The organism is Candidatus Planktophila sp. (genome assembly GCF_044348745.1).
Lineage (GTDB): Bacteria > Actinomycetota > Actinomycetes > Nanopelagicales > Nanopelagicaceae > Planktophila.
This window is the reverse complement of record NZ_JBIKSG010000010.1, coordinates 15,670-33,496: the sequence shown is the minus strand read 5'-3', so window position 1 is coordinate 33,496 and position 17,827 is coordinate 15,670. Positions and strand designations below refer to the sequence as shown.

Annotated in this window: 4 protein-coding genes and 1 tRNA gene; all 5 read left to right on the top strand. The window is 47.5% G+C overall.

Annotation, left to right across the window (positions count from 1 at the left end; translation table 11 throughout):
- Positions 1–1,142 (top strand): FAD-dependent oxidoreductase (locus AC9UH7_RS03195; RefSeq protein ID WP_509594966.1); only part of this gene is annotated, 1,142 nt, incomplete at its 5' end.
- A 74-nt stretch (positions 1,143–1,216) separates the two neighbouring features.
- A complete protein-coding gene (locus AC9UH7_RS03190; protein WP_509594963.1) occupies positions 1,217–3,232 on the top strand; it encodes a 5'-nucleotidase C-terminal domain-containing protein in 2,016 nt (671 codons plus the stop codon).
- 137 nt (positions 3,233–3,369) lie between these two features.
- Positions 3,370–3,442 (top strand) — tRNA-Arg (locus AC9UH7_RS03185).
- A gap of 206 nt (positions 3,443–3,648) precedes the next feature.
- Positions 3,649–16,164 carry an InlB B-repeat-containing protein gene (locus tag AC9UH7_RS03180; protein WP_509594960.1) on the top strand — a complete coding sequence of 4,172 codons (12,516 nt, stop codon included), beginning with the start codon at positions 3,649–3,651 and terminating at the stop codon, positions 16,162–16,164.
- Positions 16,165–17,826 carry a hypothetical protein gene (locus tag AC9UH7_RS03175; protein ID WP_509594958.1) on the top strand — a complete coding sequence of 554 codons (1,662 nt, stop codon included), beginning with the start codon at positions 16,165–16,167 and terminating at the stop codon, positions 17,824–17,826. It begins immediately after the preceding gene.
- Position 17,827: the final 1 nt, after the last annotated feature.

Here is a 17,827-nt window from a genome sequence, read left to right as displayed (position 1 = left end):
CATGGGGCTTGGTTCGTAGCGGTGTCGCACCTGATCATCCAAAGATTAAAACTGTGGCAAAAGTTTTTGAAAAGATCGCATCACACGAAACATTTAGATTGTTTGCCAATGTAGAAATCGGAAGTGAGATTTCTATTGCTCAGCTGCAAGAAAAGTACGACGCTGTCATCATTGCCACAGGATCTTCTCTAGGTAAAAGTTTAGGAATCCCTGGTGAAAACCTGCGTGGATCCCTATCGGCAGCTGTCTTTGTTCCTTGGTATAACGCTCACCCTGATTTTGTAGGAGTGGATACACCACTAGATGCTGACACGGCGGTAGTAATTGGTGCAGGAAACGTGGCCATGGATGTTGCGCGCATGTTGGCTCTAGAGCCAAATGAGTTAGATCCAACAGATACAGCAGATCACGCAATTGATGCGTTTAAAGAGAGCAATATTCGCAAGGTTTACATAAGTGCTCGTCGTGGTCCTGAGCATGCAGCCTTTACCTCTCCTGAATTGCGCGAACTACCAAAGCTAGAACACACAAATGTTGTGATGAATAAAAGTGACATTGAAGCAGCGATTGTGCGTGCAGGAGATGAGCCGGAAAAAGATGTGAAAAGTAATTTGGATGCAATGTTATTGATTGCCGAAAATCCAAAGACAGAACACGAGCGAACCATGGAGTTCTTGTTCCAACACACTCCAAAAGAGATTCTTGGCACAGATCGCGTTGAGGGAGTTGTGTATTCAACCCCCAATGGTGATGTGACGATTAAGTGCGGCCTTGTCATTACAGCTATTGGGTATCAGGCTCAAGGTATTGACGGCGTTCCTTATGAAAGTGGCAAGGTCATCAATAACGATGGTCACGTTCAAGACAATCTCTATGTGGTTGGCTGGGCAAAGCGCGGTCCATCAGGGGTAATTGGCACAAATAAGTCAGATGCCGCAGCGGTTATGGAGTTATTGGTTTCTGGGTTAAAAGCACCAAAGACCGCTGGGGATATTTCAGAGTTAATGACCCACCAAGTTGTTGTTTCCCAGGCCGACTGGCAAAAGATCAATGAAGCAGAGGTTGCTGCGGGGGAGGCAAAGGGTAAACCTCGGGTTAAGAGTGTGGAGCGCGAAGCGTTACTAAAGCAGGCAGGGTTCTAACTCTTTACCTTCTCGTAATCATGTCGCAACCATTTAGGTGTGGGTTCGAATATTTCCTCTGATTGAATTCAGTCATGAACAAAACCCTCTTATCACGCAAACACTTTAGCTGGGGCACATTAGCCCTTGCTACATCGCTACTAGTTTCATTACTAGTTCCTACTGCGCAAGCAAACACATTCTCACTTCCCAACGCACCTACAAATGTCACCTCTTATCTTGGCAGTAAGGGCGTTGTTGTTAGATGGACACCTGGCGCAGACGTTAATCCAGGAATTACTGGTTATGTCGTTTCAGCCGGTCCGGGCTCATGCCCAATCTTTGTTCCTGCAAGAAACAACAACGTAGTAACAATGCCTGTCGTTATCGGTCAGCCAGCTGGTACACCAGTTGTGCAAGCAGTAAATGCTTATGGTTTCTCAAAGCCAACCGCATCAAAGAAAAGCTATACAGCTACAGAACTTGCAACTGTTGCAAGCCCACTCAATAAAGCTGTGCAAGTACTTCAGTTAAGCGACCTTCATGGTGCAATCGAAGTAGGTGGCTCGTTCGGTGCCGCACTTCTTGCTAGCAACTGGGCTGCAGATCGCACAGCAAATGCAGCGACTGTTGCAGTTTCTTCTGGAGATAACATCGGCGCTGCTCCACCAATCTCTACAGAGTTTGAAGAACTTCCAACTATTGAGGCACTAAACCTTGCAAAACTTGATGTTTCAGTATTCGGTAATCACGAGCACGATCGCAATATTGATCACCTCAACAAAATGATTGGCGCTTCTGATTTTCAGTGGATAGTTTCTAACTACAACGAGGGAGCATTGGATGCTCTTAAGTCAGGGACTAAGCAGGCTAAGAACTACACAATTATTGAGCGCGGCGGTGTAAAGATCGGCGTGGTTGGCTCAAATACCCCAGAGACAATCGAACAGGTATTTCCTGGAAATCTTGACTACAAGGACGCCTCTGGTGCAAAGAAGACAATCACTATCAACCCAGGTGTAGTCGGTATAAATCAAGCAATTATTGAGGCAAAAGCAGCAGGGGCAGACATTGTGATTGCAGTAATCCACCAGGGATGGTTGGAAAACGCAGATGGCGTCGCAAAGGGCCTATTTAACTCACTTGCTTCACAAATCAAGGGCGCAGCGGCTATTTACGGTGGTCATAGCCACCAGACATTTGCCACTGTAATTCCTGGTAGCCCACGCGTTGCACCAACTGTTTTGGGACAGGTTCGCAATGCTGGTGTTGAGTACACACGTACACAGATCTGTATGAGAAGTGGCAAAGTTGTTGGTCAGTCAATTCAACACGTTCTAAAGGCTGCGGCTCCAACTATCAACACAGGTGTTGTTTCGACTGTGACCACTCAAGACACAACAGCTGCTGCAATGGTCAAGAAGTACAAGGATCAATTATCTGCAAAGCTTGATGTCAAGATTGGTCAAGTATCAGGAGTATTCCCGCGCGGAGGATCACCTGCTGTAGAACGTTCAGGTGAAACACCAATGGGTAACTACATGGCTGATCTATTACGAGCTAAGTACAAGACCGACTTTGCAATTCAGAATGGTGGCGGCATCCGCGACACATTCCCTGCAAAGACTTACATCCCTGCAAACACAGCACTTGTTCGCACAGGTACAGGTCCACTAGATGTAACACTTGGTGACGCATTTACTGTGTTCCCATTTGGTAATCAAGTAGCAACAACAGTTGTTACAGGTGAGAATCTTTGGAAAGCACTTGAAAACGGTGTAGGTGGTAACTATCCAGGTGATGGTCGCTTCCCACAGGTTTCTGGGTTCAAGTTCTCATTTGATTCATCTAAGCCAATAGGAAGCAGAATTGTTTCTGTAACCAAGCTGGATGGAACAACAATTCCAAAGGATGCAACTGAGTACACACTTACAACTCTTGATTTCCTAATCTACGGTGGCGATGGATATGTAAATGTATTTTCACCATCAAAGGCAAAGGTTCAAGGAGCTCTACTGGATATTTTCGTAGAGTCACTTAAGGCAGACATGGCAGCAGGAAAGGTAACTCAAGTTCCTGCAGCAGATGGCCGAATCAAGAAAGTTGGCTAATAGTTAAGTAAGCACTCAAAGGGCGTCCGAGCAATCGGGCGCCCTTTGTTGTGCGTAAAAAGCCTGATTTATAAGGGTTATAGAGCATTTGGGTGATGCCTAAAAAGCAGGTACTATTGCGTTTCACAACTAAATAAGCGTGCGTAGCTCAACGGATAGAGCATCTGACTACGGATCAGAAGGTTAGGGGTTCGAATCCCTTCGCGCGCACAAGTTAAGCTCTCGGTGCCTTTCACACCGGGGGCTTTTCTTCTTTCTGCACACCGCTTGTGTATGCTCAGAAAACTCTGGACCTCACCCTTTTCTGGGTGATCTTTACGGGTGAACATCACCCCTTTAGCCCTTTTTGGCTAGTGCTCACCTCACCCCACTTTTACGCTTATGTCCCTCCTATTTACTCTAGTAAAGAGGTAAAAGTGATCTTTGGTGTGGCGCGCATGAAAGTTAATGCTGCACGCTCCAAATTCGCAAGTATTACTTCTTTGGTTTTATTGACCAGCCTTTTTGTTTCAATTCCCGTTCCTGCGCAAGCAGCTGAATGCGTTAAAACTTCAACAACTGTTGGCGGAGACACCGTTGTAACTTTTTCAACAGTTGGAACATGCGAGTGGACGGTTCCAGTCGGCGTTACATCTGTGCGCGCTCTGATAGTTGGTGGCGGCGGCGCGGGTGGCGGCGGTTGGACAACTAAATATTTTGGAAACGGTGGCGGTGGCGGCGAGGTTCTTGACGAAACAACTTCTGTAACTTCAGGATCGACTATTAGCGTGACCGTCGGAGTAGGCGGAGCAGCTACAAATTACGATACAAATTCAACATCAGTTAATAATGGAGGAAGTTCAACCTTCGCATCCTCGACCGCGAGAGGTGGAACTTCGACAGCGGACAAGACTTCACGAGTTGGTGGAACAAGTGGAAGTTTAAAAACAGGTGGAACTGGTGGTGCAACAGTAGTTGAAGGCGGTGGCGGAGGTGGTGCAGGAGCAAACGGTTCAGGTAGGAATGGTGGCGCTGGAGTTGCTTCTGACATCACTGGAACATCTACCCAATACGGCGGCGGCGGAGCATCTATGGGCCACTCAGGCGCTGCACCTCAATACGGAACCGCAACTGGCGGTGGAGGAATTCCTGCCACCTACAGCACAAATGTAAAAGGGAATGCAACAGCCAACACTGGTGGCGGGGGTGGTGGAGATAATGGAGTAGCAGGTGGTGGCGCTGGTGGTTCTGGAGTTGTAATTGTTCGCTACACAACACCGGTTTCATGTTCGACCACATCAACAACCGTCAGTGGTGAAACTGTTCTTACTTTTTCAACAGTTGGAAATTGTACTTGGCAAGTGCCTGACGGCGTTATAGGCGTAAGAGTTTTGGTTGTTGGTGGTGGAAGTAGTGGTGGCGCAGGATATGGCGGACTTTGGTGGCCCCAAGGCGGCGGCGGCGGTGCTGTTGTCGATCAATCAAGTTTTGCAACTACACCAGGAGATGTCTTATCGGTAACAGTTGGTGCAGGCGGTGCTGCAATTGGAACGCAAGGATTAGCATCAACTTCGGTAAACAATGGCGGGCAATCAAAGTTCGCAACAATTACTGCAAATGGTGGAACCGCGCCAAAAAATACTTTGGCACCTGGTGGCACAAGTGGTAACGGAAATCTAGGTGGCCAATCAGCAGGGCAGTATATTTCTGGCGGCGGCGGTGGTGCTGGTGGTGGCGCTAACTTAACCACTGGTGGTGTGGGTGTTAATTCAAATATCTCTGGCACAACACTTATGTATGGCAGTGGTGGTTCTGGTTCAAATGGATCAACAGGTAGTGCTTCACCGGGTGGTGGAAGCCCTGGCACTGCGGCATTAGCAAATAGAGGCGGCGGTGGTTCACAACCTGCTGCAAGTAGCGGGCTAGCAAGTGCAGGTGGTTCTGGTGTTGTGATTGTTCGTTATGTAGCAATTCCTGCAGGAAGTTCGGCTGTCTCCTTTAATTCAAACGGTGGAGCTGGCACAAAAAGTGCCTTAATAGTCTCTAATAACACTGCTACAGCGCTTCCGGACGCAACTGGATTTACAAACCAAGGGTATGAGTTCACTGGTTGGAATACTTCAGCTAATCGAACCGGAACACCTTATGCAGCGGGAGCTTCAATCACAACTAGTACGAATACAACTTTGTTTGCCCAATGGTCTCGTACGCCCGTACCAAGTTGTGCTGCAGGTGTTGGTGAAGGTGGACCTGGTACCAGTACAACAGTTGCAGTCACAAAAGCAGGAAATGGTTGCGTTGGAATTAGTTACAAAGTTAACAACGTAACAACCGTTGCAACATTTAATTACACTGGTTCAGATCAAAGCTGGACGGTACCTAGCGGTGTTACTAGTGCAACCTTTTATTTAATTGGCGCAGGTGGCGGTGGTGGCCGTGCAAGTTTTGGTGGCGGCGGTGGTGGATACGCAACAGGTACATATGCAGTAACACCGGGACAAGTTTTGACTGTAATTGTTGGTCAAGGTGGCGGTGGTGTTGCAGCAGGAGCGGTAAGTGGTTTGCCCGGCGCTTACACCCCACTTACTTATGGCGGTGGTGGACGTGGTGGTTCATATGGTGGTGCTTCTGCGCTTTGGTATTCATCTGGTGGCGGGCGATCTGCAATTAGATTGCCAAATGCAACTACTGATTTAGCAACAGCAGCAGGCGGCGGCGGCGGTTCATATAGCCAATGTGGTTTTGGCGGCGGTGGAACAACTGGATTACCTATTCCTGCATCGGTGAACTCTGGAACTGGTGGAACGCAAACTGCTGGTGGTGCTGGCGGATATTCTGTAAATGGTTATTCAGGAACACCCGGGTCTGCTTATTTAGGCGGTACTTCAAAGGATGAAGGCGGCGGCGGCGGTGGTGGATTCTTTGGTGGTGGTGGTGGTGGCGATAATTACGCTGGCGCAGGTGGCTCTAGCTATATCGCGCTATTAACTGCAGCAACCACAACTTCAGGTGCAAATTGCGGAAACGCAGCATCTTCAACTGGTTTGGTCTACGTCGTTTCATATGATGCAAATGGTGCATCAAGTGGTACGGCACCTAGTAACAACACAGTCTCTCTTGCTGGCGGCACATTAACTCTTGCTTCAAACACCGGATCTCTTATAAAAACAAATTACACATTTAGTGGTTGGAATACTGCTGCTAATGGATCAGGTACTACGTATGCAGAAGGAGCAACAACATTTACTCCTTCAGGTGATACAACGTTGTATGCGCAATGGAATTCAACTATTACTTATAACTCAAATGGCGCTGCACAAACGGCTCCAACAGCGGTGGTATCTAAGGGTTCGGCTTCAGCGACTTTTGCACTTAATTCTGGCTCTGGATTGACCAAAACAGGATTGAATTTTGTTGGCTGGAATACACGAGCAGATGGCAATGGAGTCAATTACGCAGGCGGGGCTTCATATACCAGCACCGGAACTGCAACCCTATTTGCAAATTTTAAACCAACATATACATACAACGCTAACGGTGCGACCGGTGGAACAGTTCCTGCTCCAACTACCGGATCTGCTCCAGGCACTGCATGCATAGTTGATCCTGGCTACACAAATTGCAAAGTCTTTTCTTACACAGGTTCTGATCAAAGCTTCACTGTTCCAAGTGACATTGATACAACTAAAGGAATCCGTGTTGAAGTATGGGGCGCTGGTGGTGGCGGGTCGATTGCTTATTATGGTGATCCTGGTGGTGGCGCTGGTGGATATTCAAAAGTAACGTTAACGACAGCAACATTGGGAGAAGTCTTAAGGATTGTTGTTGGTCAAGGTGGGCTCGTTCGTGATCAAACAATTAAGTATGGCGGCGGCGGTCCTGGAGGAGAAGGTGGACAAGTAGGTTCTAGCGGCGGCGGTTATTCAGGAATTTTTGCCGGAACTACACCACTTGTTATTTCTGGTGGTGGCGGCGGAACATCGCCTGGATCAGCGGTTAATGGAACTCCCGGCGGTGGTGGTGGTGCTAACCAGAACGGTGGCCAAGCAGGTACTGCAGCAGTTGCTGGTCGGGGTGGAACTGATTCTGCAGGCGGTGCTGGTGCGACGGGAAATACAAATTGCCCAACATCATCCTCTGTTTCTCGCAATGGTTCATATCTACAAGGTGGAGCATCATGTAATCAAGCTAACGCAGAAGGTGGCGGCGGTGGCGGCGGAGGTTACTACGGTGGAGGTGGCGGTACATATCAAACCTCTGGTGGTGGACCAGAAAATGGCGGCGGCGGCGGCGGTTCGGGGTACCTAGATTCAACTCGCGGAACTCTAATCACCGCAACAGCAGGTGGAAATGGTGCCTTGAGTGACTTCTCATATCCAAGTATTTCAAGTGCTAACTATGCAAATAATGCTGGTCGTGGAGGTAAGGCTTATACAAATACAGCTGCAGATAACACTGGTGGAAACGGATTAATAACTATCCAATGGAAATCACCAACAGTTGAATCACCAGTCTCAGCCAACACCGGAAACTTAGTTCGAACTGGTTATGTATTTGCTGGATGGAACACAGCGGCAGACGGTTCTGGAACTAGTGTTGAACCTGGTTCAGCATTTCCATCGTCAGTCTCAGCCACTTTGTATGCGGCATGGACTCCTAGTAGAGACGGGCTAACACCAAGCTTTAATACAAATACAAGCAGTCCGATTGGCGTGCTTGCCGGCACTTCTTATGTAATCAACAATGTTTACACAAACAATGCAAATGATTTAGTTCTTTCGCAATATGCAGACAAGATTCAAATAATTGCAACCGTGCCATCTGGAACCTTAGCAATTACAACTACAACAAATTTAACTCTTCCAACTGGATACCAGAGTGCTTTAAACACAGCAGCTGGGACAATTTCTTTTGTTGGAAACCTCGCAGCAATAAATGCAGCGCTCGCAACTTTAAAGTACACGGCCGCTGCCACGGCTGTTAGTGCCACGATTACGATCACCGCATCGTATGCAGGCATCAATGGTGATTATCGCTATAACGCTGCAACTGGTAATTACTACTGGCGTGGAGCAACACCAGTTGTTCGCCAAGCGGCACTAGATCCAACCACCGCATCAAGTAATTGCGGAATCAAATTTAATGGCATGTGTGGGTACATGACCATTCCTAACAATGCTGATGAATCTTTGTATATTGTTCAAAAACTAGGCATAGGCTGGATCGGTATAAGCAAGCCCAACCATCCAACCCTTGTATATGTTGCAAATGCTCCCTCTGCTGCTCCATTTACCTTCTGGTCAAGCGGCGAGGGTGGACTTAGTAACGAACCAAATATCGGCATTAGATTTTCAGACGGTAAATGGGCAGATTTAAGTACGCAGACAGAAAATCCAATTTATGAGTTTGGTGGCAAAGGTGAAGATCCAATATTTGGAGTACTAACTCGCACAATCGCTATTGGCGCACTGGCTGCGACTGGCACACCAACTCTTGATTCAGCCTCTGATACGGGAACTCTAAATACAGACAAGATTACAAATGACAACACACCAACAATAAATATCGGTGGATTAACTGTTGGCGCAACAATCACATTAACTGCTACTCCTGCATCAGGCACAGCGGTTACTTGCACATTTGTAGCTACTACTACAACAAGTTCTTGCACCTTCCCAACAATGGCGGATGGCACATATTCGATCGTTGCAACTCAGACATTGGGTGGAACAACAACAGCTGCTTCGACTGCGTTGGCAAATGTTGTGATTGACGCAACTCGTCCAACAGTTACACTTACTTCATCTCAAATAGTTTCTGGTGGAAATAGAACAGCAACTCAAGCAGCCCCGGCAATAACTAATCAGATAATTGTGACCTTTAGCGAAAGTGTTAGTGGATTTTTAATATCAGAGATCACCAAAGCTGCCGCATCAACAGGTTGGGCGATTACAACAACCGCGTTGACAAATGCCACGACAGCTCAATTCACATTCAATGTTGGTAACACGACTGGCGCCGGAGGCACACCCGGCACGCTCATACTCTCTATTCTGGAAGGTGTTGCCAGCGATGTCGCAGGTAATACGAACACTGCAACAGCGAGTAATTTTGTAATTAACACTTTGATTCAGCTGACTTTGACCAATGAATACGATCCCTGCTGTGTCATTGGCGGAAACAATGAACTTATTGCCCAAACAACACCAGGCGGCGCAATTACATTGCCAGGTAAGGGAACTTTGACTCGTGCCGGGCACACATTCGCAGGTTGGTCTTTATCTAGAACGGGTGGAAATGGCACAGTACTTGGTGCCACCTACACACCTACAGTTCCAGTAAAGCTGTACTCATCGTGGATCCCAGATGTTTATGTTGTTACTTATAACGCAAATGGAGGTAACGGTGCTCCGACTGCCGCCTCTCAGAACTACACATTTGGAGCTGCAAATCTTGTCCTGACTACAAAGGGGACATTGACCAGAACTGGCTACACATTTGCTGGTTGGAACACTTTAACAACTGGTCTAGGTACAAACTACTTAGAGAGTGCTTCCTATAAGCCAACAGCCTCAATTATTCTTTATGCAAAGTGGACAGCCAACTCATACACGTTGACATATAACGCTAATGGCGGATCTACTAACTCTACGGCGGTAATTACTGCTGGTACTCCACTTACTCTTTCCACTACAGCTGGAACTAGAGCTGGTTTTACATTGGCGGGTTGGAACACGGCAGCTGATGGAACTGGCAGCAGTTTTGCTGGAGCCACTTCGCAAACTTACTATTCAGATGTAACTCTTTATGCTTTATGGACACCAGCAATTCCTGGTGCACCTACAGTTTCTGCGGCGACCGCTGGCAACACAACAGCCACGGCAACAGTCACTCCGGTAGCGGCAAGTGGCACAACTGTTGGTCCAGCCGCTTCATTTACTGTGCAGGCTTTTGACAGTACAGGCACAACGGCGATTACTGGTAAGACATGTACGGTGTTAGCAACTGCCTCACCGCTGAGTTGCGTTGTTACTGGGCTTACCAACGGAACTACTTACAAATTCAAAGCAACGGCAATAAACGCAACCGGATCGGCAACAGGTGCTGCAAGTACTGTCACTGCAACACCGGCACCATTTGTAGTTACTTACTCTCCTAACGGAGGAACAGTCAGCCCTACGACAGCAAACTTCAACTTAGGTTCACCCTTAACTCTCCCACTTCCTACGCGCGTTGGTTACACATTCAGCGGTTGGAATAACCCATCTTCGGCCTCAGTGGGTATTGATGGGGCTAGCTATTCACCAGCGGCGACGATCACTTTAACGGCTCAATGGAGTGCAAATACATACACAATTTCTTATAACGGTAACGGATCAAATGGTGGGACTGTGCCGTCGCAGGGCTCATTCTCTTTTGGTAACTCATATTCAATTGTTGCTAAAGGCACGATGTCCAAAACTGGTTACGACTTTGGTGGCTGGACCACGGCATCAAATGGCACCGGCACACTGTATGCACATGCAACAGATGTAATCGCTAGCTCTGCAGCGACATATAATGCTGCTAGCAATTTGACTGTTTATGCAAAGTGGACGCCACAGGTTTATGTCATTACATATAACGCAAATGGAGCAACAGGATCTCCAAGTCGTGCCACGGACTCATTTACTTTTGGAAGCACACCAATCACGCTTCCAGATAAAACAGGAATGACTTATGCAGGTTATACATTTGTTGGCTGGTCTGAATCTGCGTCCGGTGCAGCAGTAGTTAATCCTTATTCACCAACTCAAACTCGAACACTGTATGCAATCTGGGCAGGTATTTCTTATGCCATTTCATACAATGTAAATGGCGGAACAGGATCAGTTGCTGATGCGACCTATACAACTGGCGCAGCTGGGGTAACTTTAAATGATGGTTCTTCACTATCTAGAACCGGTTACATATTTGCTGGTTGGAAGAATGTTGCAGGAACTACGGTCAGCACATCTGCATATACCCCAACCGATAACGTAACTGTGTATGCAATCTGGACTCCAAAGTCCATCGCTGTCACCTATGACAAAGGAATAGCGACAACGACGACAGCTTTCCCAAGTAATACAACGGTCGCATATGGAGCTAATTTAACGTTAAGTTCTGGAGTCGACGTTTCAACCTCCATTTCATCTACTAATTATCTATTTGCTGGCTGGGCAATAAACGGGGTCACCTATAAAGCAGGGGATACCTACCGGGTTAACTCTGAAGCGCCAATAACCGTTACTGCACAATGGCTTCGCCTCTTTGATGTTCGATACAACGTCAATGGTGGATCACTTGCCGCAAATGACCTTGTGACTGATGGTGAATGCGTTACTGCGGGACTTTGTATAGACACCCAAGTAATCACACTCAATGCCACTCCAACTAGATCTGGATTCACCTTTAATGGTTGGAATAACCAAGGCGGAACTTTAGTTGCTGATTCTGATTCTGTATTAGCGGGGATTCAAACTGGGCTTACTGACTCAAATTACATTTTCTATGCAAGCTGGACAGCCAACAGTTACACAATCACTTTTGCAGCGGGTGCCGGATCAAATGGAAATGCAGCAGCGATAACCGATTCACATGGTGCAGTTGTGCAGCTGGCACTAAGCACGGGATATTCATTAGCGGGATCAATATTTACCGGATGGCTTATTGGTGGAGTTACCTACCCTGCAGGTGCTTTCTACACATTGGGGACAAACGCATCTCCAATAACTGCAACTGCGCAGTATGCAAATAACACTTTTAAGGTTTTCTATAACACCAATGGTGCAACCACGGGCGTGACACCAACCCCAACCTCAGCGGTGCAAGGCGCAACTATTTCTTACAATGATGCAACTGGATTTGGTCGCACCGGTTTCACATTTGAAGGATGGAGCGATGGAACATCTGTGCGCGCCGCTGGTTATTCAACAACTATGGGTTCAGCAAATGAAACGGTAATTGCGCAATGGAAGATTGCTGCACCTGCAACCCCAACAATTTCATCTGTCACTGGTACAGATGGTGGCGCAACGATTACAGTTGCGGCAGCAGCAACCGGTGGCGCACCAAGTTCTTATGTGGTTACAGCCTCTCCAGGTGGTGCAACTTGTACTGTCACCGCGCCTGCAACCACTTGTTCAATCTCTCCATTAACCAATGGCACGGCATACACATTAAGTGTCACAGCTTCTAACTCAACTGGGACATCTGCGGCAGCCACATCAGGATCGGTGACACCTGCTGGAGCCCCAGATGCACCAACGGGTCTAAACGCAGTGCGTGGTAATACTCAAGCAACGGTGACTTTCACGCCCGTAACTGGAAGCGCAACCGGCGGGCCAGCAATTTCCACATATACGATCACCGCATACGATGCTAACAACACTGCAGTTGGTACTCCTTGTCAGGCTTCTTCAAGTGCAACAAGCTGTGTAGTTACAGGATTAACAAACGGAACACCGTATACATTTAAAGCAACTGCAAACAACGGACTCTTCACCTCCTCTGCATCTGCAGCATCAAGTGCGGTCATTCCAGCAACAGTTCCTGATGCACCAACATCTGTATCTGCAGCGGTTACAACAGCAGGTGCTTCCACAGTTTCATTTACTGGACCCCTTAATAACGGAGGTGTTGCACTTACTGGTTTCACCGTTACTTCATCACCTGGTGGATTCACATGTACCGCGGCGGCAAATGCGGCATCATGTGTTATCTCAGGATTAACTAACGGTACTGCTTACACATTCACAGTGATTGCAACAAATGAGATTGGGAATTCAGTTGCATCATCTGCAACTACATCTGTAATTCCACAAACTGCAGCAAGTGCGCCAACAACAATCACGGCCACAGCCGGAGATGGCCAAGCATCTGTTGCATTTAGTGGTGCGGTGGCAAATGGTTCTACTATTGCAAGTTACACAGTGCAGGCATATGACAGTAATGGAAACGCTGTCTCAGGTGCCACCTGTACAAGCTCCACCAGTCCTTGCACTGTTACTGGACTTACAAATGGATCTTCCTACACATTCAAGGTTGTAACTAATTCGACTGTTTATGGTGCAGGTTCAACCACTGCATCGACACCTTCGATTTCATCTAGCGCAGTTACGCCTGCAACAGCTCCAAGTGCACCAACTGGTGTTGAAGTTACCCCAGGCACAGGGAAAGTAACTGTCTCCTGGACTGAAGCAATTTCAAATGGATCTCCAGTTACCTCCTATCAAGTTCAGGCCTACGATGCCGACGGAAATGCAGTAACCGGCGCTACTTGTAGCGCAGTCGTGCCACTGACTTCATGCGATGTCTCAGCCAACTTAGTTGCAGGCTCGAACTACACATTTAAAGTAACAGCCACAAGCGTTATAGGAACTTCGGCAGCCTCTACCGCCTCTACCGCCTCAGCGATAAATGCTGTGCCATCAGTGCCGCTTTCAGTAACAGCACTTGCAGCAAATGCTTCGGTAGCTGTTACATGGGGTGCACCCGCTAACATCAATGGATCTGCAATCACTGATTACGCCGTCACCGCATATGATGCTAATAACAACGTTGCAGGAACATGTACTGCAGTTGCTCCAGCAACAACTTGTGAGGTAACAGGTTTAACAAACGGAACCCCTTACACATTCAAAGTAACAGCAACGAATGCAATAGGAACCTCATCTGAATCATTAGCATCTACAGCGGTTACACCATCAACTATTCCAAATGTACCAACAGGTGTGACAGCCGCAATGGGTGATGAGCAAGCAACTGTTTCTTTCCTTGCTCCAACCAATACCGGAGGAGCTGCTGTCTTGAGTTACACAGTTACTTCAAGCCCAGGAAGCATCACATGCACAGTTAATGCGCCGGCCACATCTTGTAACGTCACGGGTTTAACAAATGGCACTTCTTATACCTTCACAGTGAAGGCAACAAATAAAAACGGAGATTCACTAGCCTCAACTGCATCACCTGCAGGAACCCCTGTTTTATCTAGTGCCCCTACCTTGGCTAACCCAGGACAACCAACTGGTAATCCATATGTCGGATCGACCTTAACTTCAAACGTCACATTTAGCGGATCACCGACACCTACAGTTACTTATCAATGGAAGAGCTGTGTGGATCCGGCTGACCTTGGCTCTTGTACGGATATCTCAGGAGCAACATCTGCAACATACACACCAACTATTTCTGAACTCGGGCTTTATATTGTTGTTGATGCAACAGCGACCAACCGTGTTGGGTCAATAACCGAAACATCCAACCCAACCCTTGTAATAAACCCAGAGATAGCTTTTAGCGCTCCTACACCCGTGCCAGCGGCAACAACTGGGACCGCCTATGTTTTGAGCTTGGCTGCAGCTGGCGGTGTTGGAACATTTACATACTCAGTATCAAGTGGAACATTGCCAGCAGGAGTTTCATTGGATCCTGCTACTGGACAAATCAGCGGAACACCAACCACTGCTGGGACATACACCTTCACGGTACGCGTAACGGATGCAAACGGAGTTTTCAAAGAGATAGTCGTGACACTGAATGTTTCTGCTCAAGTTATTGCACCTACTTGTGATGCGGCGTGTGTGGCAGCAAATGCCGCCGCACTTGCTGCACAAGTTGCTGCAGATAGAGCAGCGGCAGATAAAATTGCAGCAGACGCCATCGCGAAAGCAGCTGCAGAAAAAGCCGCCGCTGATGCAGCAGCTGCTGCCAAGAAGATTTCAGATGCAGCAGCCATTGCGGCAAGTACAAAAGCAACAGCGGATGCTGCGGCGGCACAAACAGCGGCGCAAGCAGCAGTTGATAGAGCATCAGCTGCAGCAGCTGCCCAAGCCATTGCGGATGCTCAAGCAACAAAAGCAGCGATAGATGCAGCAGCAGCAAAAGCAGCGATTGCAGCAGCAACAAAAGCAGCCGCGGATGCAGCAGCAGCAGTTAGGAATTCGACATCATCGGCTGCCGCAAAAGCAGCAGCAACTAAGAGTGCAAACGATGCTGCTACTGCAGCTGCAACAGCAGTAAAGGCTGCAGCAGCAGCGGCAACTGAAGCGGCAAAAGCGAAAGCAGCGGCTGCAAACGCATCAAAACAAGTTGACATTGCAATTAATTCGTTGAATTCAAAAACTGCTGCAGCTCAAGCTTCCGCTCAAGCAGATGCAATTGCCGCAGCTGCAAAGGCAGCTGCAAACGCGGCTGCAGCAGCGGCCGCCAATAAAGCTACAGAAGCCAAAGCAACTGCTGCGGCTGCTCAAAAAATAGCCGTGGAAACCGCCGCGCGCATTGCCACTGAACAAAAGCAGGCCGCGGATGCAGCAGCTCTTGCGAAAATTGCCGCAGATGCAGCCGCCAAGGCCACAGCCGAAAAGGTTGCGGCGATCGCCGCTGCAACAAAGGCGGCACAGGATTTAGCAAAAGCACTAGCGGAGAAAGCAGCTCTTGCCGAACAAGCGGCAAAGGCCACAGATGAAGCTACACGTGTTGAGATTCAAAAGAAGATTGACGAAGTAACCTCAAAAGTGGAAGAAGCAGAAAGTTCTGTTGAGTCTTCATCGACCCAAGCAGATGAAGCTGTTGCGGCTCAAGAAGCTGCAACTGAAACTGCAGAAGAAGCAGCAAAGGAAGCGCAGACCCAAGCAGATGAAGCTGTTTCGATTAAAACAGAGTCAGCTACAAAGAGTGCTGAAGCTACAAAGAGTGCTGCTTCAGCTGAGGTAGCAGCAAAAGTTGCGGCCGCTGCAAAGGCTGCAGCCGCCAAAGTTCCATCTAAGGCTTCGCCAACTACAAAACCAACTACAAAACCAACTACAAAACCAACTACAAAACCAACTGCCGGGGCAACTCCACCTCCGTCAAAAAACTCCGCGACAGCAACAATTAGTGGATTAAAGCCTGGCCAAAAGATCAAAGTAACTATAAATGTGAAGGGTAAGTAATTGAAGAAGATACTTCTTGTAGCAATTATCTTGCTCAATCTTTCAGTTTTGCCAAGCCTGGCAGCTGAAAAAAAGGTTGTAATTGATCGAATCACTCAATCTGAAGCAGAAGATTTAAACATTGAGATCCCGGATGATGTTCCACCTGGGTTTCACTCAATCACGATTGAAGTTTACGATGACAACGGGACTGTGAGTCAAAAAGAGATTGAATTTTGTAAAGATGAAAATGGTGTTGTGCAATGGGATAACAACTGCCCAAATCTAAAAGTTGACGAAGAAGGCGACGTCGTTGAACCTGTTGAGGAAGTTAAGACTGACTTAAAGCCATACAATCCCTTAAAGGATTCTGACACCACAAAAGGCCTTCAGTTGGCTGCTTTTGCAGCACTTGCAGCTTTGACTTCAGTTAAGCGGAATGAAAGACAAAGTGATGAAGAGCAGGAACAAGAGTCTTTACAATCTGTCTCTTCAGGTGCTTTAAAGCTACTCAAGGATGAGCCAGGCAGGGGAGATCTTTCTCAAACTTGGGACAACAGGTTTACAGACAATACAGATTTTGCATTTATCTCTCTTGCACAGCGCTTTAATCGTTTCTCGCCACTACTGACTCGCACAGTCCAAGATGGCAACACCATCAGAGCGATTCTTGGATCATGGGCTGCTCTATTGCTGCCTATTGGTTTCATTTTAGGAATCGTTGCTGCGATTAACACAGGCGGACAGGCACTTCCCCCAGCATGGACCATTGTTGCCTTGATCATGGCCGTTGCAATTTATGATGCCTATGCAGGTTTTATTGCAGGTGCTGTTTTCTTCTTTGCAGCACTTATCACTGGCAACATTACAAATCGACCTGAGTTGTTAACTGCAATCGGTGTGATGGTTCTATTCTTTGCACCGGCATTACTTGCAAGCGCTTTCCGTCCTTTCCGCCGACTGGTGAGAAATGAAGATGATAAGTGGGAGCGCATCACAGATTATGCACTGGGAACTCTGCTGACATTCTGGGTGATCACAAAGATGGTTGCAGCTATGAGTGGCCTAGCTCGACTCGAACTACCAATTACTAATTACGGCACAGAGCTTGCATGGATTGCAGTTGTGCTGCTGGTTATTCGTGTTGGATTAGAAGATATTGCTGTTGAGCATTATCCAATGCGTCTTCGCACACTACATGTTGAAATCAATAAGCCAACACAAAGCCAAAAGGTCCGATCTTTAGTATTTAAGGTTGCTGTCTTCTTCATCATGGCAGCACCTTTTGTTGGTTCAACTCTGAACTTAGTTTTGGGAACTTTGTTGTTTGCGATTCCACAGATTACATCTTTAAGTCTTGAAGATAACCTTCCTAAAAAGAAGATTTACCTACCAAAAGGCGTTTTCAAGACCGTCGTCATGATCTTTGTGATGGCACTTGCTGCCAACCTGATCGAAGGCGCTTTTAGTAGTCCAGAGGCCTTTTTGAAGTGGAGCTTTGTCGTAATGGCATTGCCAGGATTCATACTTCACTATTTGGATGCAATTTCTGATGAGCCTGAGACTGATTGGAAGACCACAGATAATGGTCGCAAGCTCTATCGCGCTGGCGGAGTTGTGATCTACATACTTATGGCTTTGGTTGTTATGGGCGTTGATATCGCAGGATGGTTGGTTGGGTAAT

Coding starts and splice junctions, on each gene's coding strand:
- AC9UH7_RS03190 (WP_509594963.1), top strand. CDS start 1,217: ATGAACAAAACCCTCTTATCACGCAAACACTTTAGCTGGGGCACATTA.